19 protein-coding genes are annotated in these 19,489 nt (G+C 40.4%); 8 read left to right on the plus strand and 11 right to left on the minus strand.

Annotated features, from left to right (window positions below; genetic code table 11):
* Positions 1 to 17: 17 nt before the first annotated feature.
* A complete protein-coding gene (locus F565_RS0120250) occupies positions 18 to 2,393 on the minus strand; it encodes a TonB-dependent receptor (protein ID WP_020215078.1) in 2,376 nt (791 codons plus the stop codon).
* A 343-nt stretch (positions 2,394 to 2,736) separates the two neighbouring features.
* Positions 2,737 to 3,084 carry a hypothetical protein gene (locus tag F565_RS22570; RefSeq protein ID WP_020215079.1) on the minus strand — a complete coding sequence of 116 codons (348 nt, stop codon included), beginning with the start codon at positions 3,082 to 3,084 and terminating at the stop codon, positions 2,737 to 2,739.
* Between the two features lie 288 nt (positions 3,085 to 3,372).
* Between F565_RS22570 and mtgA the strand changes: the two genes are divergently transcribed.
* From mtgA to F565_RS0120280, 5 genes are all read left to right on the plus strand, one after another.
* Positions 3,373 to 4,050 carry a monofunctional biosynthetic peptidoglycan transglycosylase gene (mtgA, locus tag F565_RS0120260; protein WP_020215080.1) on the plus strand — a complete coding sequence of 226 codons (678 nt, stop codon included), beginning with the start codon at positions 3,373 to 3,375 and terminating at the stop codon, positions 4,048 to 4,050.
* Positions 4,051 to 4,998, plus strand: a complete 948-nt coding sequence (locus F565_RS0120265; protein WP_020215081.1) for a lipid A deacylase LpxR family protein — start codon at positions 4,051 to 4,053, stop codon at positions 4,996 to 4,998.
* 399 nt (positions 4,999 to 5,397) lie between these two features.
* Positions 5,398 to 7,299 (plus strand): S9 family peptidase, encoded by a 1,902-nt coding sequence (locus F565_RS0120270; RefSeq protein ID WP_020215082.1) that lies wholly within the window; start codon positions 5,398 to 5,400, stop codon positions 7,297 to 7,299.
* A gap of 193 nt (positions 7,300 to 7,492) precedes the next feature.
* Complete coding sequence (locus tag F565_RS0120275; RefSeq protein WP_020215083.1) at positions 7,493 to 8,692, plus strand: C1 family peptidase; 1,200 nt, start codon at positions 7,493 to 7,495, stop codon at positions 8,690 to 8,692.
* Between the two features lie 124 nt (positions 8,693 to 8,816).
* The gene (locus F565_RS0120280; protein ID WP_020215084.1) at positions 8,817 to 9,425 is read left to right on the plus strand and encodes a hypothetical protein; all 609 of its coding nucleotides are present in this window, start codon (positions 8,817 to 8,819) and stop codon (positions 9,423 to 9,425) included.
* Between the two features lie 57 nt (positions 9,426 to 9,482).
* On the opposite strand, the gene F565_RS0120285 is transcribed toward F565_RS0120280, so the two are convergent.
* Positions 9,483 to 9,974: a hypothetical protein gene (locus tag F565_RS0120285; protein ID WP_020215085.1), complete on the minus strand. Its 492-nt coding sequence runs from the start codon at positions 9,972 to 9,974 to the stop codon at positions 9,483 to 9,485.
* 270 nt (positions 9,975 to 10,244) lie between these two features.
* Between F565_RS0120285 and F565_RS22125 the strand changes: the two genes are divergently transcribed.
* Positions 10,245 to 11,828, plus strand: a complete 1,584-nt coding sequence (locus tag F565_RS22125; protein WP_020215086.1) for an FMN-binding glutamate synthase family protein — start codon at positions 10,245 to 10,247, stop codon at positions 11,826 to 11,828.
* A gap of 57 nt (positions 11,829 to 11,885) precedes the next feature.
* Here F565_RS22125 and F565_RS0120300 read toward each other — a convergent pair whose 3' ends face one another.
* The 8 genes from F565_RS0120300 to pdxA form a co-directional block, all read right to left on the minus strand.
* The gene (locus F565_RS0120300) at positions 11,886 to 12,269 is read right to left on the minus strand and encodes a hypothetical protein (RefSeq protein ID WP_020215087.1); all 384 of its coding nucleotides are present in this window, start codon (positions 12,267 to 12,269) and stop codon (positions 11,886 to 11,888) included.
* A 122-nt stretch (positions 12,270 to 12,391) separates the two neighbouring features.
* On the minus strand, positions 12,392 to 12,700 hold the full coding sequence (locus F565_RS0120305; RefSeq protein WP_020215088.1) for a hypothetical protein: 309 nt from the start codon (positions 12,698 to 12,700) through the stop codon (positions 12,392 to 12,394).
* Positions 12,701 to 12,790: 90 nt separating this feature from the next.
* The gene (gene accC, locus F565_RS0120310) at positions 12,791 to 14,143 is read right to left on the minus strand and encodes an acetyl-CoA carboxylase biotin carboxylase subunit (RefSeq protein WP_020215089.1); all 1,353 of its coding nucleotides are present in this window, start codon (positions 14,141 to 14,143) and stop codon (positions 12,791 to 12,793) included.
* A 91-nt stretch (positions 14,144 to 14,234) separates the two neighbouring features.
* Entirely contained in the window at positions 14,235 to 14,723 is a 489-nt protein-coding gene (accB, locus tag F565_RS0120315; protein WP_026300206.1) for an acetyl-CoA carboxylase biotin carboxyl carrier protein, read from the minus strand.
* A 25-nt stretch (positions 14,724 to 14,748) separates the two neighbouring features.
* The gene (locus tag F565_RS0120320; protein ID WP_020215091.1) at positions 14,749 to 15,747 is read right to left on the minus strand and encodes a beta-ketoacyl-ACP synthase III; all 999 of its coding nucleotides are present in this window, start codon (positions 15,745 to 15,747) and stop codon (positions 14,749 to 14,751) included.
* Positions 15,748 to 15,912: 165 nt separating this feature from the next.
* The gene (rpmF, locus tag F565_RS0120325) at positions 15,913 to 16,110 is read right to left on the minus strand and encodes a 50S ribosomal protein L32 (RefSeq protein ID WP_020215092.1); all 198 of its coding nucleotides are present in this window, start codon (positions 16,108 to 16,110) and stop codon (positions 15,913 to 15,915) included.
* A 9-nt stretch (positions 16,111 to 16,119) separates the two neighbouring features.
* Entirely contained in the window at positions 16,120 to 16,665 is a 546-nt protein-coding gene (locus tag F565_RS0120330; RefSeq protein WP_020215093.1) for a YceD family protein, read from the minus strand.
* A 119-nt stretch (positions 16,666 to 16,784) separates the two neighbouring features.
* Positions 16,785 to 17,852: a 4-hydroxythreonine-4-phosphate dehydrogenase PdxA gene (gene pdxA, locus F565_RS0120335; RefSeq protein WP_020215094.1), complete on the minus strand. Its 1,068-nt coding sequence runs from the start codon at positions 17,850 to 17,852 to the stop codon at positions 16,785 to 16,787.
* 54 nt (positions 17,853 to 17,906) lie between these two features.
* Here pdxA and F565_RS0120340 point away from each other — a divergent pair, with 54 nt between their 5' ends.
* Together F565_RS0120340 and F565_RS23140 are read left to right on the plus strand one after the other, a co-directional pair.
* Positions 17,907 to 18,497, plus strand: coding sequence for a riboflavin synthase (locus F565_RS0120340; protein WP_020215095.1), 591 nt, complete (start codon positions 17,907 to 17,909; stop codon positions 18,495 to 18,497).
* Positions 18,498 to 19,309: 812 nt separating this feature from the next.
* On the plus strand, positions 19,310 to 19,489 hold a 180-nt coding region (locus tag F565_RS23140), incomplete at its 3' end, for a transposase (RefSeq protein ID WP_020214885.1).

The following is a 19,489-nucleotide window of genomic DNA, read 5'->3' on the forward strand; positions in this document are numbered from 1 at the left end:
ATAAAATATTTAATTGATTAATAATTGAACTTTAATTGTAATTGAAAATTGCGGCCTGGCTCATCAGTATATAACCTCTGGCGATTTAAGTAGTCGCGGTAAGCAATATTGAAAATATTATTGACTGAGAAGTTGACAGCTATTAGCGATTTACCCGTCTTAAATTGCATACCTGTTGTAAAATGCAGTAGGTGGTACCCTTTTGGTGCTGTGCTGATATCTGTAAGTGTAGATACAAACTCATTATTTACAAGTACATTTGCATTAAAATTATAATCGGGGTAGCGGGTTTGGGTAAAGACGGCTTCACTGCGCAATTCAGCAAAAAAACTATTCCATTCGGTTTTCGTAAATCTTATTGTGTTGGAAATGTTAACCGGTGGCATATCGATGAGCGGAAGATTTTCGGCAGTGTTTTGCCCGTATACATATGCGCCACTAAAAATGTACTTAAAGCGGTTTGTAATATTCCAGTCGGCATGCAAATCCAGCCCTGCCATAAAAGCATCCGTCTGCTTGTAGCGAAAAACAGGAAATGTTCCGCGGTTAGTAGCTTCTGCCTGGCCGGGTTGCAGGTATATGAAATTATTGATGCGGTTAATGTAAGGGGTAGCTTCAAAGCTAAAAACCTTACCTGTCTTTAACAGCGTAGCCGAAACTTTAATAGCCTCCTCTTTTTTGTTACCCAGATTACCCAACTCTATAGTGGCATTGGTATGGTTTAGGCCATCGCTAAAAAGTTCTGCAGCGTTAGGGTTTCGCATGGTAAGGGCCGCATTTGCTAACAGGCTAAGGTTGCCGTTAAGCTCTTTACGTATCCCTAAACTTGCCGATACATTATGATAGGTAAATGTGGGTTTGGTAAAATACTGGGTGCCAAAATCCTGAATTATAAATTTGTCATAAACTCCTACGTACCCTAAATCCTGCCAACGGGTTATCTGGTAATATTTAGATGCCTGTATGTGCGAAAAGTCATAGCGCACGCCTGCATCTGCGGTTAGTGTATTGCTAAAAGCATAGGAATAAATTCCGTAAGCTCCGACATCATAACGTTCATAGGTAGGTATTAGCGGACGGACTCCTGTGTAAGGGCTTGCTTCATTGTGTTGCATCAATCCGCTTAAGCCTGCTTTAATTGTGGCGTTGCCATTAATTTGTTTCCAGTCGGCATTAACGCTGTGGGTAGCAAGGGTAAGATCGAGTGCAGGTTTGTTTATCAGGTCGGCTCGGCGCAGGTCATACTCTTCACGCTTGTTAAGCTGAAAAGCATACTGCACAGCAAGCGATGTATTGTCGTCTATTTTTTTGTTGAAGTTTATCTTAGCCAAATGGTGCTGTATTTCCTGCCTTGGTGCACCTATTTTATAAGTAAACGGGCGGACCACATTAGGCTCACGGCTGTTTATGGCACGAACAAGGTCGGACGTGCTGCCGGTGTGCGTAGCTTCGGCAATGCCTATGGTTGCATTGTAAAAACTATAGTAAGCGGTAAGGTCATAATTGCTGCCAATGTATTTTACATCTCCGGCAAAATTAGCTTCTCTATTTCCTGTGTTAGACAATACATAATTAGGTGATTCGCGGTCGCCGTAATATTTAAACGTGCCGGCAGCGTTCCATGCCCAGCCCTTTTCGGCACCCTGATGCAGGCTTGAGGTTACGCTTCCGCCGCGGCCGTTACTGTCGCCGGTAAGTATAGTTCGCCCAAAAAGTGTGTCTTTAAGCACGGTAAGCGGCTCTACCAGCACAAGACCGCCCACGGCATCGCCACCATATTGCAATGCCGATGCGCCCTTAATAACAGATACCTTTCCGGCGGCGTTAATATCCAGGTTAGGCGCGTGCTCTGTACCCCATTGCTGGTCTTCCATCCGCACATTGTTAGATACTATGGGAACCCTGCTGCTGTGCAGGCCGTTAATTACAGGCTTTACAATGGTACTGCCCATTTTTACTGCGCTCACCCCCGCAATCTCTTTTAGGGCATCGCCTAACGAAGCGTTGCTGTACTTTTCGAGTGTTTCGGTTTTTAGCTTCTGTTCATGCGTGGTGCTTTTTGCTGAAACGTTTTCTGTAAGTACAACCTCCTGCAACTGGGTGCTTGTAGGTTTTAGCACAACATTAAGCGTTAAGTTGTGATAAATATCTACAAGCGTATCCATGCTTTTATAGCCAATGAACGATACCACAACACGATGGTTGCCTGCCGGAATACCGGGTAGTGTATACGAGCCATCTGGCAGGGTCATGGCATGCAGGTCGTCAATATGAATATGTGCGCCATCTAAGGGCTGTCCTTGTGTGGTGGTTACCTTTCCGCTCGAAGTGTTTTGGGCGTAGGTGCACCAGCTTCCCGCTGTAATAAGCAGAAGCGTAAAATAAATTCGCATGGTAAGATTGCTTGAAGTAAATAAATGGATTTACCTCACCTACAGTCCTTTTTCAAAATTTTATACTTATTGGATATGAATTCTACCACAAAGATGCGCAAAGGGAGCGCGGAGATTCGCAAAGGATCGACAAATTGAGATTACGCTTAAAGCGAGAGAATATAAAGCTGTGTGAATAATATAGAATATGACTATAGCTTTATGCCACTATAACATAACGCTTTGCATACTCGCAACGAAGTTGCAAACTTTCTCTCTCTGTAAATCTTTGTGCTCTCTTTGCGCATCTTTGTGGTATAGCTTTCCTAAATAGTAATATTGAGAAGGATAAGGTGAGTTTTAGCTATGCTAAAACAGGAGGTGCCCTAAGGGCAAAGAGGCTACCGGCAAAGAAAGTATTACTTTCTAAACTGCTGTAGCTGTAAGGAATTTGTGTAAAAGGGAAATTGAGCGTTAAGCAAAACTGCTGTGGTGCCACAAAGAAATCAAAATGAAAATCGCAGACAGAGCAGCTTTCATCATCGTGCACATGGTCTTGGGCAACATCATGTTTTGAGTCTTTTTTTAGCTCATACTGTTTATGCGATTCGGCATAATGGGTATGGCTAAAGGCATGAAAAGACTGGTAAGCAATAGTGAACTGCACTAATGCCATTAAAACCAGGTTGAATAAAGCAAACTTTCTTTTCATGAACTGCAAAGATAATTATAAAATGTATTGAAAATGCAATTAGATTGCATTTAGCAAATTTTTAAGAGGTAATCTGTCCAATTATTTTCAATTAAAGACTCAGCTATATGTTCTTAATTTCAATATCGTACAATCAAAAACTGGTTTAAAAGAGCAGGTTAAAACAAGTATAGATACTTTAAAGTGTAGTTTTACAAATATATGGGCATAACATTATTTTCATGCTAAAAATCACTTTTAGGTAACCGCTAAATTTGTAATTTCGCATCTGCTAATCCCCTATTCTGTATGCTGCGAAAAATACTCCGCATTTTTTATAAAGCCCTGCTTTGGTTTATAGTCCTATCGGTATTCTCTGTTGTAGTTTTCCGTTTTGTTCCTGTTCCGTTTACACCCCTTATGATAACACGCGCCTTTGAACAAAAAGGCGACGGTAAAGAAATGCACAGCAGCCACGACTGGGTACCGCTCGAAGAAATTTCGCCCAACCTGCAAAAGGCAGTTATTGCCAGCGAAGACGATCGTTTTTTAATACACCACGGTTTTGATTTTGATGCTATGTTTAAGGCATATAAAAACAACAGCAAAGGCAAACGCATAAAAGGCGGCAGTACCATAAGCCAGCAAACTGCCAAGAATGTATTTTTATGGCAGGGGCGCAGCTACCTTCGCAAAGGGCTTGAAGCCTATTTTACAATGCTTATAGAGCTGCTATGGAGTAAAGAGCGCATAATGGAAGTATACCTTAACAGTATAGAAATGGGCGACGGTGTTTATGGAGCCCAGGCTGCGGCACAACACTGGTATCATAAAGATGCTGCTAACCTTACTAAATATGAAGCAGCGGGTATTGCCGCAATATTGCCTAATCCTTTTAAGTTTAAAGCAGTAAACTCGTCGCGATATACACAAAGACGTAAAGGCAGGATAGTAAAATTAATGCGCTACGTAAAACTGGATTATTAAATGAAATCACGCTATGGGTTATTATTCGCTTTGTTATACAGCACTTTTGGTTTTGCTCAAAAGCCTGCCGAAATTAGCATTATAAGCGATAACGACCTGTACACATCTCCCATAAACGACCAGTATTACACTAACGGCATCGAACTTATTTACCGTTACCTGGGCAATTCTAAAAATGAAAACGTTGCCAAGAAAATAACCGAGTTTCGGTTAGGGCAATATATTTACAATCCGCAATCTGTTCGTGCGGCAGATATTAATGTAAACGACCGCCCGTTTGCAGGCTACCTTTTTGCCGAAGCAGGCATCAACACTTTTTATAAAAATGAAAGCGTACTGAAACTCAACTTTCAGGGTGGTGTGGTAGGGCCGGAGTCGTATGCTGAGCAGTTACAAAGGGGGCTGCATAAAATTATTGGCTACCCCACGGTACAAGGCTGGCAATACCAAATAACCACTACCATTGCCGCGCAGGCGCAGGCTGTATATTCGCATAAAATACTATCCGGCAGGTTTCACGAAAATGTAGATTTTCATGTACAGGGAGAACTCAACGTGGGTACCATCTGGATGGGAGCATCGGTAGGGCCAATGATGCGCATCAGCCTTAAAAGGGAGCTGTTGCCCATGTACGATTCGGCACTACACGGTGCTGCACTTAATATAGATAAGGAACTTTCGCGGCAGCAGCGGGAATTATTTTTATACATAAACCCGGTACTCAATTATCAAAATTATGATGCTACCATACTGGGCAGCATGTTTAACAATAACAGTCCGGTTACTTTTCCGCTTATTCCCTTTCGCTTTAATGCTGAAGCCGGTGTTAAATACCGTTACAATAACTGGACCTACTCCTACTCTTTTAATTACCGCAGTAAAGAACTTACTAACCGTGTTATTACCGGTTACTATTACGGCTCTATAGTGTTGAGTTATCGTTTGTGATTTAACTGCAGTCGTAGTTTTCGTTTGATAGGTAATACATACCCCAAGCCTCTCTCAAGAGCTATCGTGTGGATAAAATTTAAATAAATAATTCCACTAAAAGTCCTCTCCCCCGGCCCCTCTCCGAAGGAGAGGGGAGCCAACAAAACGAGTAAAGTTCGACAAAAATCAATGTAGAATTAAGGCTAATCTATAGTCAAAAATATTCCAGTGTATCTGCTCCCTCTCCTTTGGAGAGGGTTGGGGAGAGGACTGTAAAAAATATATACACACTACAACTTTGCGATGGTCAGGGGTATGTAAATTCAAAATCGCTTTAAAAAATTAAATCCTCCCTCTTTACCCGCTACCTGCCAACTATTAATTATTTTTGGTACACTTTTATAACCCTTCATAAAAATGAAAAAAATACTTCTCTTAACTTTAAGCATTATGGGATTATCTGCTTCGGCACAACAAGTAATGACCCCCGAACTGCTTTGGAGCCTTGGCCGCGTGAGTGCCGTGGGCATATCTAAAGACGGGAAAACCATTGTATATAAAGTTTCGGTACCTGATGTTGCCGAAAATAAATCGGATTCAAAATTTTATACCATTCCTGTTAACGGCGGCACTGCTATCGAGATACATAATTCGAAAAGTCTGGTAAAAGACACAAGTATTTCTCCCGATGGAAAATTTGGACTTACCAGTGAAGAAATTAAGGTTGATAAAGTACTGGGCAGCGATTTTTATCCGGAACTGACAAAATCTACCGTACAAATTTACAACGGATTAGATTACCGCCACTGGGATACATGGAACGACGGTACACACAATCATATATGTTATTATCCTGTAGAAAACAGGGAGGGGTTTATAGATATCATGGCAGGAGAACCTTACGATTCTCCTCAGAAACCTTTTGGCGGCGAAGAAGATTATACCTGGAGCCCCGATGGCAAAAGCATCATCTACGTATCTAAAAAGAAGGCGGGTACAGCCTATGCCACGAGTACTAATACAGACCTTTATGAGTATAACCTTGCTGCCAAGACCACTAAAAATTTAACGCCCGATAATCCCGGGTATGACACTAACCCGGCATTCTCTCCGCAGGGCGACCTTACCTGGCTTCAAATGAAACGAGACGGCTATGAGGCAGATAAAAATGATATTATTGTAAGCCATAAAGGTACCAAGATTAACCTTACCGCCGGATGGGATGGCACTGTTGATAGTTTTACTTGGAGTGCCGACGGCAAAAAAGTATATTTTTTAGCACCTGTAGACGGCACAAAACAGTTGTTTGAAGTCAACTTTCCCGGACTTACAAAAATCGCTGTTAGAATAACACAGCTTACCGACGGTGCTTTTGACGTGAACGGTATTGTAGGCTTTAACGGTAACAACATTATTGTAGAACGTGCCGATACCAACCACGCCTCTGAGATATACAGTTACGACCTTAAAAAGAAATCGTGGAAACAGCTTACTACGGTTAACAATGCCGTTTTCAGCAAACTTGCGCTGAGCAAGACCGAAAAACGTTACGTAACTACTACCGATGGTAAAAAGATGCTGGTATGGGTTATCCTGCCGCCCAACTTTGATGCTACAAAAAAATACCCAACACTATTGTACTGCCAGGGTGGGCCGCAAAGTGCGTTGACGCAGTTTTATTCGTATCGATGGAATTTTCAGCTGATGGCGGCACAGGGATATATAGTTGTAGCGCCTAACCGAAGGGGCATGCCGGGCCATGGTGTAGAATGGAACGAGGCTATTAGTAAAGACTGGGGCGGCCAGGTAATGAACGATTACCTAAGCGCTATTGATGATGTAGCTAAAGAATCGTATGTAGATAAAGCCCGCCTGGGCGCTGTGGGTGCCAGTTATGGCGGCTACTCTGTGTTTTATTTAGCAGGTATACACAATAAACGCTTTAAAACCCTGATTGCCCACGATGGCGTTTTTAACCTGCAAAGTATGTATGGCACTACCGAAGAAGTGTTTTTTACCAACTGGGATAGTGGTGGCCCGTACTGGGAGAAGGACAATGCTGTAGCCCAAAAAACGTACTCACAATTTAACCCTGTAAACTTTGTAGATAAATGGGACACACCTATACTTATTGTACAGGGCGGTAAAGATTTTCGTGTGCCTATAGGCCAGGGACAGGAAGCTTTTCAGGCAGCACAGTTAAGGGGTATAAAAAGCCGTTTTCTTTATTTCCCTGATGAGAACCACTGGGTATTAAAACCGCAAAATGCTATGGTGTGGCAGCGTGAATACTTTAAATGGCTTAAAGAGACATTGTAGTTATCACTTAAACTGCCGTTTTGTAGCCAAAGCCTTATATCTTCGAATAATTAATTTACATTAATGGTGTATAATTATTGTAATGGCGTGCTTTTTGAATGCAATGCGTTACAGAATTTTTAAAGAAAGTTAACTATTTATAAATTTTCTGTACATTAGCAGCCTATTACGATTAAATTAAAAAACAAAAACTATGTACAAATTTTCTTTAAAGCCATTTGTAGCAGCCTCTCTTTTATTAGGAGGTATAAGCATGGGCTTTGCACAGGACAACCTTGTAAATTCGCTTAACGGCAACCTTAGTGCTAATAGTAAAGACTCTTTTGTTTTTACAGATGTTATAAGCCTTGATAATACTCCGGTAAAAAACCAGGGATCATCAGGCACATGCTGGAGCTATTCTACAAATTCGTTTCTTGAATCAGAAATGATACGTATGGGCAAACAGCCTGTAGAATTGTCGCAAATATATACTGCGCGTAATGCTTATATAGAAAAGGGTAAAAATTATGTACGCATGCACGGTGCCACCACTCTGGGCGACGGTGGTGCACTACACGATGTTATAAATATGTACCGCCAGTATGGTGCGCTTCCGCAGAGTGCATATACAGGCCTTAACTATGGTACTGCAAATAATAAATTTGCCGAAATGGCTGCTATACAGGAAGGATTGCTTCAGGCAGTGGTTAAAAACCCTAATGGCGAGCTTACTCCTAACTGGGAAAAAGCCTATACTGCTGTTATAGATTCTTACTTAGGTGCAGTACCTCAATCTTTTGATTACAAAGGAAAAAAGTACACTCCGCAATCTTTTGCTAAAGAAGTAGTAGGTATTAACCCTGATGAGTATGTAGAGATATCGTCGCTTAAAGACCACCCTTACTACGAAAAAATGGTACTTATGGTGCCTGACAACTGGTCTTTAGATCTTGTTTATAATGTAAAGATGAACGACCTTACCACTATTATAGACAATGCCCTTAAAAAAGGGTACACAGTAGGCTGGGCCGGCGACGTAAGCGAAAAAGGCTTTAGCTGGAAAAATGGTGTGGCTTACATACCTACCAAACCATTTGCAGAAATGACTCCTGAAGAGAAAGAAACTATCTTTAAAGGGCCGCAGCCGGAACTTGACGTTACCGAAGAGATGCGCCAAAAGGCATTTGACAATTACCAGACTACCGATGATCACGGTATGCACATCATTGGCCTTAGTAAAGACCAGAATGGTAAAGAATATTACATTGTTAAAAACTCATGGGGAGCAAGCAACGATTATAAAGGCTACCTGTACATGAGCAAAAACTTTGTGAAATATAAAAGTACTGCTATAATGGTAAACAAAGGCGGCCTGCCTGCCCCGCTTGCCAAGCAAATGAATATTAAGTAACAGCAACGCTTTTACTACTTATCCCGAAGCAAAAACGCTTCGGGATTTTTTTTTGCTTGCAGGTTGGCTGTGAAATTAATAATCTTAAATTCGCTTTTGAATTATCAAATCACCAAAAAATTATATGACAATCAAAAAGTTATTTATAGCAGCACTTTTATCCTGCTATAGTTTTAGTGCATCGGCACAAACAGATGTACCTCAAGCACAAGCCGGAGCAGTAGAATCTTTATTTAATGTACAGGCAGGTATAGTTGGCATTTATGTAAATTATGAGATGCCGCTTAGTACACGCTGGGCTTTACGTGCAGAGGCAGGGCTCGACCTATGGTATTATGATGCATATAAATACAATGGCACATCTGTTATAAAAGATAAAGGGACATTTTTTGCACCGGATATAAGTATAGAGCCACGCTGGTATTATAATATAGAAAAGCGTGCACGCAAAGGCAAACATACAGAAAACAACAGTGCTAACTTTATAACACTAGCCGTTAAATATTATCCTGACCTTTTTAAAATAGGCGGGCCTGATTATATATATGTACCTAACCAAATAAGTTTTACACCTAAATGGGGAATACGCAGGGCAATAGCTAAAAGTAATTTTAACTATGAGCTGGGTATAGGTGTTGGATACCTCAGATATATTTCAGATAGCCAGTTCTTAGCCCGAAGGGATGACGTAGTAGTTGATGCCCATATACGTATAGGCTATACTTTTAAATAAAACAAAGAATCCCAAAAGCATAACTTTGGGATTCTTTGTTTTTGATATTACAGTCTTTTAATGATGGACAATATTAGAAACTGATTTAGAAAAAGCCTGGGTCTCTTTTCTATTGGCTATGGCTTCATTATTTGCAAACGCACGCTGTTCTTTAATAAGTTCTGTTGCTTTGTAAATAAATTTTTGGGCGTCATTATAATTAGCTTTAGCAACGTGTATGGTTTTTAACGACCCGTTAACCATCTTTATGCGTACGGTATACTTTTTTTGAACTTTTACCAGACATATTACGGTAAAAGCAAATGCTATGCCGCATAAAAATACTTTAATAAAAGTATCGTCATCTCTAACCAGGCGAGACAATATAAAAACGGCCGCCGGCAGGGCCAAATATAGTAAGTTGCTCAAATTAATCGATTTTTTTAAAGATATATATTTTATGTCTTCTACAGGTAATATAAACTCTCTGTTAACCAATGCAAAAACGACAGTATCGGCATACAGTTTGCCACACGTATTACTAAATAGTGGCATATCAAAATTTTTCATTTTTCATAGGTATATATCATAGTAAATATAACACTCCCAGTAGCAATTATAAAAATATTAACAATACAATAACTATTTAATCGACGTGTAACATCATTATCGCTAAAAATATGTATGTATAATTATATTATTGATACTAAAACTTACTATGCAGAATTATTAAAAATAAGCTTTGAAATATTTATTTTAAAATAAGTGTTAGAGATTAAACTGCCAGATATATTTATTTTTGTATGGCATCTTTAACACAGAACAAACTGAGCCACACACATGAGAAAAATATTTATACTGTTTAGCATAACCTCGTTAGCCATAATAGGCATTCTAACTTACATAACCCCAAAATCGGCTTTACTGTTGTTCATCTTTTTACCGTTAATTTTAATGGGATTGTATGACATGTTCCAGTCCAAGAAAACCATACGCCGCAACTTTCCCCTTGTGGGCAGGCTGCGCTATTTGCTGGAATCTATAGGGCCGGAAATAAGGCAGTACTTTGTTGAGACAGACCTTGACGGCAAACCCTTTAACCGCCTGCAGCGCAGCATTGTTTACCAGCGCAGTAAAAAAGAAACCGACACAATGCCATTTGGAACCCAGCTTAACGTGTATGACGAAGGTTACGAATGGATAAATCACAGCATACGTGCCATCCCTTTTGCCGATGTAAACATGAACCCACGTGTTGTTATAGGCTCTTCTCAATGCACCCAGCCTTATTCTGCCAGTTTATTTAATATAAGTGCCATGAGTTATGGTTCGCTTAGCAAAAATGCCATTATAGCCCTTAACAGGGGAGCAAAACAGGGCGGCTTTTACCACAATACCGGCGAGGGTGGTTTATCTCCTTACCATTTACAGGAAGGCGGCGATGTGGTTTGGAACATTGGTACAGGCTACTTTAGCTGCCGAGATGATGATGGCCATTTTAGCTACGAGCAGTACACAAAACGCGCCATGCTGGATAATGTAAAAATGATAGAGATAAAATTCTCGCAGGGTGCCAAGCCCGGCCACGGCGGGATTTTGCCTAAAGAAAAAGTAACCGACGAAATTGCAGATATCAGGCTTGTAAGTAAAGGCCATGATATCATATCGCCACCGTATCACTCAGCATTTACAACACCGTTAGAATTGATGGATTTTGTAAAACTGCTTCGCAAAGGGTCTGGCGGTAAGCCCATAGGTATGAAAATATGTATAGGCAACAAGCACGAGTTTATTGCTATTTGTAAGGCAATGGTACAAACCCACACCTACATGGACTTTATTACTGTAGATGGTGGCGAGGGAGGTACAGGAGCCGCCCCACAGGAATATAGCGACCACGTGGGCATGCCGCTTCGTGATGCCGTAGCATTTGTTTACGACTGCCTTGTAGGTTACGGAATTAAAGACCAGATAAAAATTATTGTAAGCGGCAAAATCATTACCGGTTTTGATATTATCAAGGCATTATCTATAGGTGCCGATCTTTGTAACTCTGCCCGCGGAATGATGTTTGCCCTGGGCTGTATACAAGCGTTAGAATGCCATAACAACACCTGCCCTACCGGCGTTGCCACACAGGATCCGCATTTAGTTAAGGGATTGGTTCCTGAAGAGAAGAGTGTGCGTGTATACCGTTTTCAGCATGAAACCGTTAAAAGCGCTATGGACCTTATGGCATCGGCAGGTATATGCCACCCCGATGATGTAGACCGTAGTGTGGTAAGCATGCGTACAGATCGTACAACTATTAAAACCTACCTGCAAACCTATCCTGAACCTATACCGGGCTGCATGCTGGAGGGGCACTCTGTACCTACAGATATGTTTTACTTCTGGAAAAAAGCATCTGCAGAGAAATTTTAGATCCCCATTTGAAATAAAAGCAACAAAAAACCCGGAATTTAAGTTCCGGGTTTTTTGTTATTCTTTAGCAGGAAGTAACGCTTTTAGCTTTTTGGTGTTCTCACCCCTGTTAGCCACAAATATTTTATATTGGTCTGCAGTAAGGACAGATTTTAGTTTTGTATCCCTGTCTTCTTCTAAAGCTTTTATTTTTTTAGCTTTATCCAGCTTGTTGGCATTACTCTTTTCGCTTTCTTTAGCTTTAGTAACAAACACGCGGTTAATATCATTAACCTTTACATACTGGCTATCGTTTAATGACAGCTGTGTTTTCATGTGGTCGTTAAGCTTAGTAAGGTTTTCGGCAGCTTTGTCCTGCGCCAGGGCAGCTGTGGTAAACATTACTACCAGTGCCATAGCACCTAACATTAGTTTTACAGCCGATGTGATTTTCTTAATCATCTTGTTCTAATTTATATTTGGTTAATTTTCTATTAATGCAACCGCAGCATTCATTGCAAAAATATATGATATTTTGAATTGAATGATAAAATCCTATTTAAAATGGCCAACTTTTCAAATATTTATTTATCCATACATCTTTTCCGTTTTAAAGCAATGACAATAAGGATTATTGAAAGAACCTGAAAGAGAAACCAAATTTCAAGTTCTAAAATTGATGCATGCCCAGTTTCTATTGTATAACCTTTGTGTCTAAAATAAATATGCAACCGATTAAATATTTCAGCAAGAGCGTAAACTGCTGATAGGTACAAAACAGACGTAATAATAAATATTGGAACTGAATATTTTGAAGTAAGAATTTTAAAAAATCCCAATGCTAATATTAAATCACTTATTACATATAAAATTACAAAAACAGCTGTATTCATGTGCTACAATTTTATTACAAGACAAAATTCACTAAATAATCCGGCTCATCCATAAAATTAAGAAACCCCGCCAAAGGCGGGGCTCAAATATTATTCTGTTACGCGCTCCTTCATTTTGAAGCTTTCCATAAACTTAGTAGTGTAGTTACCGGCTACATAGTCCGGCTCATCCATTAACTGCCTGTGGAATGGTATGGTTGTTTTAATACCCTCTATTATAAATTCATCAAGCGCACGTTTCATTTTACTTATAGCTTCCTGCCTTGTTTGTGCAGTAGTAATAAGCTTCGCTATCATAGAGTCATAATTAGGCGGAATTGTATAACCACTATATACATGCGTATCAAGCCTTACACCATGGCCTCCCGGCATGTGCAGGGTCGTAATTTTACCCGGCGACGGCCTAAAGTCATTATAAGGGTCTTCGGCATTAATACGGCATTCTATAGAGTGCATTTGCGGTAAATAATTTTTACCTGTAATTGGCACACCTGCAGCAACAAGTATCTGCTCGCGTATAAGGTCGTAATCTATTACCTGCTCAGTAATAGGGTGCTCTACCTGTATACGGGTATTCATTTCCATGAAATAGAAATTCCTGTGCTTATCAACCAAAAATTCTACTGTACCGGCACCTTCATAAGCAATATATTCTGCAGCTTTAACAGCAGCAGCACCCATTTTTTCACGAAGTTCATCGGTCATAAATGGCGAAGGAGTTTCTTCAGTTAGTTTTTGGTGGCGTCGCTGTACAGAACAATCCCTCTCGCTAAGGTGGCAGGCTTTACCAAAAGCATCTCCCACAACCTGAATTTCTATATGGCGTGGCTCTTCAATAAGTTTTTCCATATACATACCGTCGTTACCAAAAGAGGCGGCTGCTTCCTGCCTGGCACTATCCCATGCTTTTTGCAACTCATCTTCTTTCCAAACGGCGCGCATACCTTTACCCCCGCCTCCGGCAGTAGCCTTAAGCATAACAGGGTAACCAAATTCGGCAGCCAGTTTTTTAGTATGTTCGTACGATTCAAGCAATCCGTCAGATCCCGGCACACAAGGTACACCTGCAGCCTTCATGGTAGCTTTGGCTGTAGCCTTATCTCCCATTTTATTAATCATCTCTGGCGAAGCGCCTATAAATTTAATACCGTGCTCTTTACAAATTTTAGAGAACTTTGCATTTTCAGACAAGAAACCGTAACCGGGATGAATGGCATCGGCATTAGTTATCTCTGCAGCGGCAATAATGTTAGATATCTTAAGGTAAGACAGGTTACTTGGCGGCGGCCCTATGCAAACAGCCTCATCGGCAAATTTTACATGCAGGCTTTCCGCATCGGCAGTACTATATACTGCCACCGTTTTAATGCCCATCTCCCTGCAGGTGCGTATTACACGAAGTGCAATCTCTCCCCTGTTGGCTATTAGTATTTTTTTAAACATCGTTCTTTGTAATTTTAAATTATGAATTATGAATTTCAAATTATTTAAACACCAAAATCATCCGGCATTTAAAATTCAAAATTTAAAATAATTAAGAAGGGTCTACTAAAAATAAAGGCTGGTCATACTCCACCGGAGACGAATCGTCTACCAGTACCTTAACGATCTTACCTGAAATTTCAGATTCTATTTCGTTAAACAGCTTCATTGCCTCAATTACACAAACAACATCTCCCTTAGAGATCGTGCTGCCTACCTCTACAAATGTAGGTTTATCCGGCGATGGCTTTCTGTATAAAGTACCAATAATAGGCGATTTAATAACCAGGTATTTAGCGTTGTCATCTGCAACCGGGGCAGCCTGTATAGCAGCGGGAGCCTGTGGCTGTGCAGCGGCAGGAGCCTGTTGTTGCACCGGCTGGCTTGCTGGCAACTGCTGTATGTAAGTAGTTGTACCCTCTGTGCTGGCGTCGCTTGTGGTTTTTATGGTGATCTTAATATCATCCATCTCTAATTTAACTTCTGTAGCTCCGGACTTTGCCACAAACTTGATTAGGTTTTGAATTTCTCTGATATCCATATTTCAGTTTTTATTTGTAGTTTGTTTAGTTTTTAGTGTATGCCCATTTAAGGTATATAGAGCCCCAGGTAAACCCTCCGCCAAAAGAGGCAAAGATAATGTTATCGCCTTTTTTAAACAGGTGCTCAAAATCATGAAGCAGCAACGGCAGCGTGGCCGATGTTGTATTACCGTATTTTTCTATATTTATAAGTACTTTGCTTTCGTCTACACCCATACGGTGTGCCGTAGCATCTATTATCCTTTTATTAGCTTGGTGTGCTACAAGCCAGTTTACATCATCATGCGACAGGTTGTTTTGCTGCATGATCTTTTCGCTTACATCGGCCATGTTAGACACTGCATATTTAAACACAGTTTTACCATCCTGAAAAACGTAGTGCTGTTTATTATCTACCGTTTCATGGCTTGCAGGCAGTATAGAGCCGCCGGCTTCAATTTTAAGGTAATCGCGGCCTATGCCATCACTCCTTAATATCTCGTCCTGCAACCCAAGCCCTTCAAAATTAGGCTCAAATAACACAGCCCCGGCACCATCACCAAAGATAATGCAGGTTGCCCTGTCTGTATAATCTATAATCGATGACATTTTATCGGCACCTATAACCAGTACCTTTTTATAACGGCCGCTTTCTATATAAGCAGCAGCATTGCTCATAGCATACAAAAAACTCGAACAGGCAGCCTGAAGGTCGTATGCAAAAGCATTTACTGCACCTATTTTTGTGGCCACATATACAGCCGTTGCTGCAACAGGCATATCCGGCGTGGCCGATGCCACAAGTACCAGGTCAATCTCTGCAGGGTTAGTCCCTGATTTTTTAAGTAAGTCTTCTGCCGCTTTTATAGCCAGGAACGAAGTACCCTGATTTTCTTCTTTAAGAATACGCCTTTCCTTAATACCCGTACGGGATGTTATCCATTCATCATTTGTATCTACCATTGTTTCGAGCAACTGGTTTGTAAGCACAAAATCCGGCACGTAAGCCCCAACGGCAGTAATGGCAGCTGTTATTTTACTCATAGGAATAATATATCATTCTGTTTCAGGCGGAAATACCCCCGAAAAGTGGTGGAAATTACAAAAATTTTATAATATGGCGGGAAATAAGCCTGCCTAATTTAAAAAAAAGGGTATTTAACAAAAAAACTCCCACCAAGTGAGAGTTTTACCCTTTACTTCCAGCAATTATGCTACAGCCTCTTCTGATTTGTCTATAACAACCTGACCTCTGTAGTACATTTTACCTTCAAACCAGTAAGCTCTGTGGTATAAATGTGCCTCACCTGTTACAGGGCATTTAGCAATTTGAGGAACCGATGCTTTATAATGCGTCCTTCTCTTATCTCTTCTTGTTTTCGAGGTCTTTCTCTTAGGATGTGCCATTTTACTATATTATTTATTATCCGTTAATAGTTTTTTTAAACCGTCCCAACGCGGGTCGGTGCTTTCTTCTTCTTTTTTTTCTTTGTATTCTTCTTTTGGAGCAAGCTCTTCCAGTTTATCTAATATATCTGCGGTAAACGTACCGTCTTTAATTCCCGGGTGAACCCGTTTTGTTGGTACAGACAACACGATCATTTCATAAATATACTGGGCTACGTTTACCTGATATTCGCCATGCGGCAGTACCAGCAGCTCATCATTATCATCGTTATACTCATCGCCAAACTTTACAATAAGGGTTAACGCACCTTTTACAGGCAGGTCAAAATCCTCATTGGTAAGATCGCAGGGAACATTTACTGTACCCTTATGCTTAAACGTGAGCTCGAGCATAGTGCTTTTCTTTTCCAAAACAAGATTAACTTTAATATTGACGTCGTTATACTCGTCAAATTCAAAGCCATCAAAGAACTTTTTGTCAATATCAAACTCAAACTGGTGTTTTCCCTGCTTCAATCCCACAAACGGGATTAAAAAATCCTTGTTCACTTTCATGTACTTCCAGTATTTTAACTGTTATTATTAATAAGGCGTGTACTTTGTATACCGCAACTTGTTTTACTACAACAGTTTTGAGCGTGCAAAGATATAAAATAATTGCAAATCCAAGACTGTTATGAATATTTTTTTGATTCTTCCTGCTTTTCTCTAATTTTTAGCGGGTTTTTGGTCAGTTCTGCATACTCCTGCCTGCTATGATACACATCTATAGCAAGATAAACGGCTTCTTTAAACGAATTATTGTCGGCCACTCCCTTACCAGCTATATCATAACCCGTGCCATGATCTGGCGAAGTGCGTATTCCTTCGAGCCCGGCGGTATAATTAACACCATTTCCAAACGATAATGTTTTAAAAGGAATAAGTCCCTGGTCGTGGTATGCCGCTATTACAGCATCGTACTTTTCATACTGCCCACTGCCAAAAAAACTATCGGCACTGTAGGGGCCAAAAACCATAACACCTTCTTCAAACAGTTTTTTAAGTGCGGGTTTTACAACCACATCGTCTTCTTTACCTATAACACCGTTATCGCCACTGTGGGGGTTTACACCCAGCACCGCAATTTTAGGCTTATTTATCTTGAAATCTTTTTTTAGCGACGTATTTATAGTAAGTATCTTTTTGCGTATAAGCTCCTCGGTTAAATGCGACGACACTTCGTTTACCGGAATATGGTCTGTAAGCAAACCTACCCTCAGGTCGCCCTGTACCATAAACATTAATGCATCGCCTTCCAGCTCCTGATCTAAATAATCAGTATGCCCCGGGAATTTAAAATCTTCGCTTTGTATGTTATATTTATTAATAGGAGCCGTTACCAGCACATCTATTTTATTATCCTTAAGGGCAGCTACAGCCTCGGTAAACGACTTTATAGCATACTTACCTACTGTCTCATCATTCTTACCAAAATCTACATTAACGCCTTCTTTCCAAATGTTAAGTACATTTATTTTACCAATCACTAATTGTTCAAGAGTATCAATACCGTGAAGGTTGCAGGTAAGCTGAAACGTTTTTTTTATGAAAGACAGCACTTTAAAATTGCCAAAAATAACCGGCGTGCAAAATTCCAGCATGCGGGCATCTTCAAAAGTTTTTAGTAAAACCTCTGTACCTATGCCGTTTAGGTCGCCTATGGATATGCCTACAATTACATTTTCTGCCTGTTTTGTCATGATGCTGTTTATTGCTTAATTTTGTACCCTACAAATTTAGTAAAATTAATCAGCATGTTTACAGGAATTATTGAAACTGCCGCAACCATTGCGCAAATAGAAAAAGATAACGACAATATCAACATAACGCTAACCTGCCCTATTGTACCCGAACTGAAGATAGACCAAAGCCTCTCTCACGACGGTGTGTGCCTTACTGTGGTTGCATTATCGCCAGATAGCTATACGGTAACAGCCATTAAAGAAACCTTAGAGAAGACCAACCTGGGCAGCTGGGCTGTGGGTAGCGAGGTAAACCTGGAGCGCGCCATGAAACTGGGCGACAGGCTGGACGGGCATATAGTACAGGGGCATGTAGACCAGGTAGGAACATGTGTATCTGTAGAAGATGCATCGGGCAGTTGGTACTTTACCTTTAAATATGATGCCGGCCCTAACAATATTACTATAGAGAAAGGTTCTATTACCGTAAATGGTGTTAGCCTTACCGTAGTTAATTCTAAAGCAAACGAGTTTAGTGTGGCCATTATACCTTACACCTATGAGCACACTAACTTTAAAAATATAAAACCCGGCACCGTTGTAAACCTTGAGTTTGACGTTGTAGGCAAATATGTAGCACGCCTGCATGCCTTAAGGAGTTAATATTCTTTAATACGTTTATATAAGAGCTTCACAACTGTGAGGCTTTTTTTATTGCAGCACAATGCCTGCGCATTCTTTAAACCTTGTTCCTGCCTTTCGCTATATCTCCCTCCTGCGTCGGGAGGATGCCACTGCAGTCAGGGCTATGTATCACTACAGGTGTTTTTTAAACGTTTGGTATTTGCTCGTTGTTAAAACTAATTCCAGATGAGGACTAGAATAGAGATTCTTCAACTCCGCTGCGCTGCGTTCAGAATGACAAACGCGTAAAAATAACATGTTTACCATTTAGTAAATTACTGCTCATTTTCCTGTAGACAATTTTAAGAGATTCTTCAACTCCGCTGCGCTCCGTTCAGAATGACACAAACACGTCAAAAATGATAAGTTTAGTAAGCGGCTACTTATTTTTTAAGGAATTCCAAGAGGTTCTTCGGCTTCGTTGCACTTCGCTCAGAATGACAAAATATTTAAAACGTTACACCACCAAAGAATTACAGTTGCCCTTTTAATAAAGGGAGAAATACCATGAAAAAGATTATCCGGATGCACCTGTCATTCTGAGCGAAGTGCAACGAAGCCGAAGAATCTTAAGAACCTGAAATTCCTCCCTGATCAGATGACATACATTGCGTTTTGAAAGAGAAGAAAACAAATACATAAAACTAAGTGAACTCAAGGCTTCTATACAATGACATTACCACAAAAAAGCAAGAAGCCGTCTCAAAACTGAGGCGGTTTTTTTATGCATTTTTTTGGCAGAAAGTTTATTTTTTATTATATTCAAGTATTGATTATCAATATTTTAAGCGATGAAATTTAAGCCCTACAACCAGAACCAGTCGACTCTTTTCCCTCATTCGTTTGATGAATTAATACCTGCGCATCATCCGGTCCGGGTTATTAACTCCGTTGTAGAGAAAATAAATATCCAGCCGTTACTTGAAGCCTATAGTAAAGAAGGAAATCCTGGGTACCATCCCAAAATGCTT

The sequence above is a fragment of the Flavobacterium rivuli WB 3.3-2 = DSM 21788 genome (assembly GCF_000378485.1).
GTDB classification, from domain to species: Bacteria; Bacteroidota; Bacteroidia; order Flavobacteriales; family Flavobacteriaceae; genus Flavobacterium; species Flavobacterium rivuli.

What these genes read in the sequence shown, in the direction of transcription:
- F565_RS0120285 (WP_020215085.1), bottom strand. Translation starts at nt 9,974, where the DNA reads ATGAAAAATTTTGATATGCCACTATTTAGTAATACGTGTGGCAAACTG.
- F565_RS22570 (WP_020215079.1), bottom strand. Translation starts at nt 3,084, where the DNA reads ATGAAAAGAAAGTTTGCTTTATTCAACCTGGTTTTAATGGCATTAGTG.
- mtgA (WP_020215080.1), top strand. Translation starts at nt 3,373, where the DNA reads ATGCTGCGAAAAATACTCCGCATTTTTTATAAAGCCCTGCTTTGGTTT.
- F565_RS0120340 (WP_020215095.1), top strand. Translation starts at nt 17,907, where the DNA reads ATGTTTACAGGAATTATTGAAACTGCCGCAACCATTGCGCAAATAGAA.
- pdxA (WP_020215094.1), bottom strand. Translation starts at nt 17,852, where the DNA reads ATGACAAAACAGGCAGAAAATGTAATTGTAGGCATATCCATAGGCGAC.
- rpmF (WP_020215092.1), bottom strand. Translation starts at nt 16,110, where the DNA reads ATGGCACATCCTAAGAGAAAGACCTCGAAAACAAGAAGAGATAAGAGA.
- F565_RS0120280 (WP_020215084.1), top strand. Translation starts at nt 8,817, where the DNA reads ATGACAATCAAAAAGTTATTTATAGCAGCACTTTTATCCTGCTATAGT.
- F565_RS0120275 (WP_020215083.1), top strand. Translation starts at nt 7,493, where the DNA reads ATGTACAAATTTTCTTTAAAGCCATTTGTAGCAGCCTCTCTTTTATTA.
- F565_RS0120305 (WP_020215088.1), bottom strand. Translation starts at nt 12,700, where the DNA reads ATGAATACAGCTGTTTTTGTAATTTTATATGTAATAAGTGATTTAATA.
- F565_RS0120265 (WP_020215081.1), top strand. Translation starts at nt 4,051, where the DNA reads ATGAAATCACGCTATGGGTTATTATTCGCTTTGTTATACAGCACTTTT.
- accB (WP_026300206.1), bottom strand. Translation starts at nt 14,723, where the DNA reads ATGGATATCAGAGAAATTCAAAACCTAATCAAGTTTGTGGCAAAGTCC.
- accC (WP_020215089.1), bottom strand. Translation starts at nt 14,143, where the DNA reads ATGTTTAAAAAAATACTAATAGCCAACAGGGGAGAGATTGCACTTCGT.
- F565_RS22125 (WP_020215086.1), top strand. Translation starts at nt 10,245, where the DNA reads ATGAGAAAAATATTTATACTGTTTAGCATAACCTCGTTAGCCATAATA.
- F565_RS0120300 (WP_020215087.1), bottom strand. Translation starts at nt 12,269, where the DNA reads ATGATTAAGAAAATCACATCGGCTGTAAAACTAATGTTAGGTGCTATG.
- F565_RS0120330 (WP_020215093.1), bottom strand. Translation starts at nt 16,665, where the DNA reads ATGAAAGTGAACAAGGATTTTTTAATCCCGTTTGTGGGATTGAAGCAG.
- F565_RS0120320 (WP_020215091.1), bottom strand. Translation starts at nt 15,747, where the DNA reads ATGAGTAAAATAACAGCTGCCATTACTGCCGTTGGGGCTTACGTGCCG.
- F565_RS0120270 (WP_020215082.1), top strand. Translation starts at nt 5,398, where the DNA reads ATGAAAAAAATACTTCTCTTAACTTTAAGCATTATGGGATTATCTGCT.
- F565_RS0120250 (WP_020215078.1), bottom strand. Translation starts at nt 2,393, where the DNA reads ATGCGAATTTATTTTACGCTTCTGCTTATTACAGCGGGAAGCTGGTGC.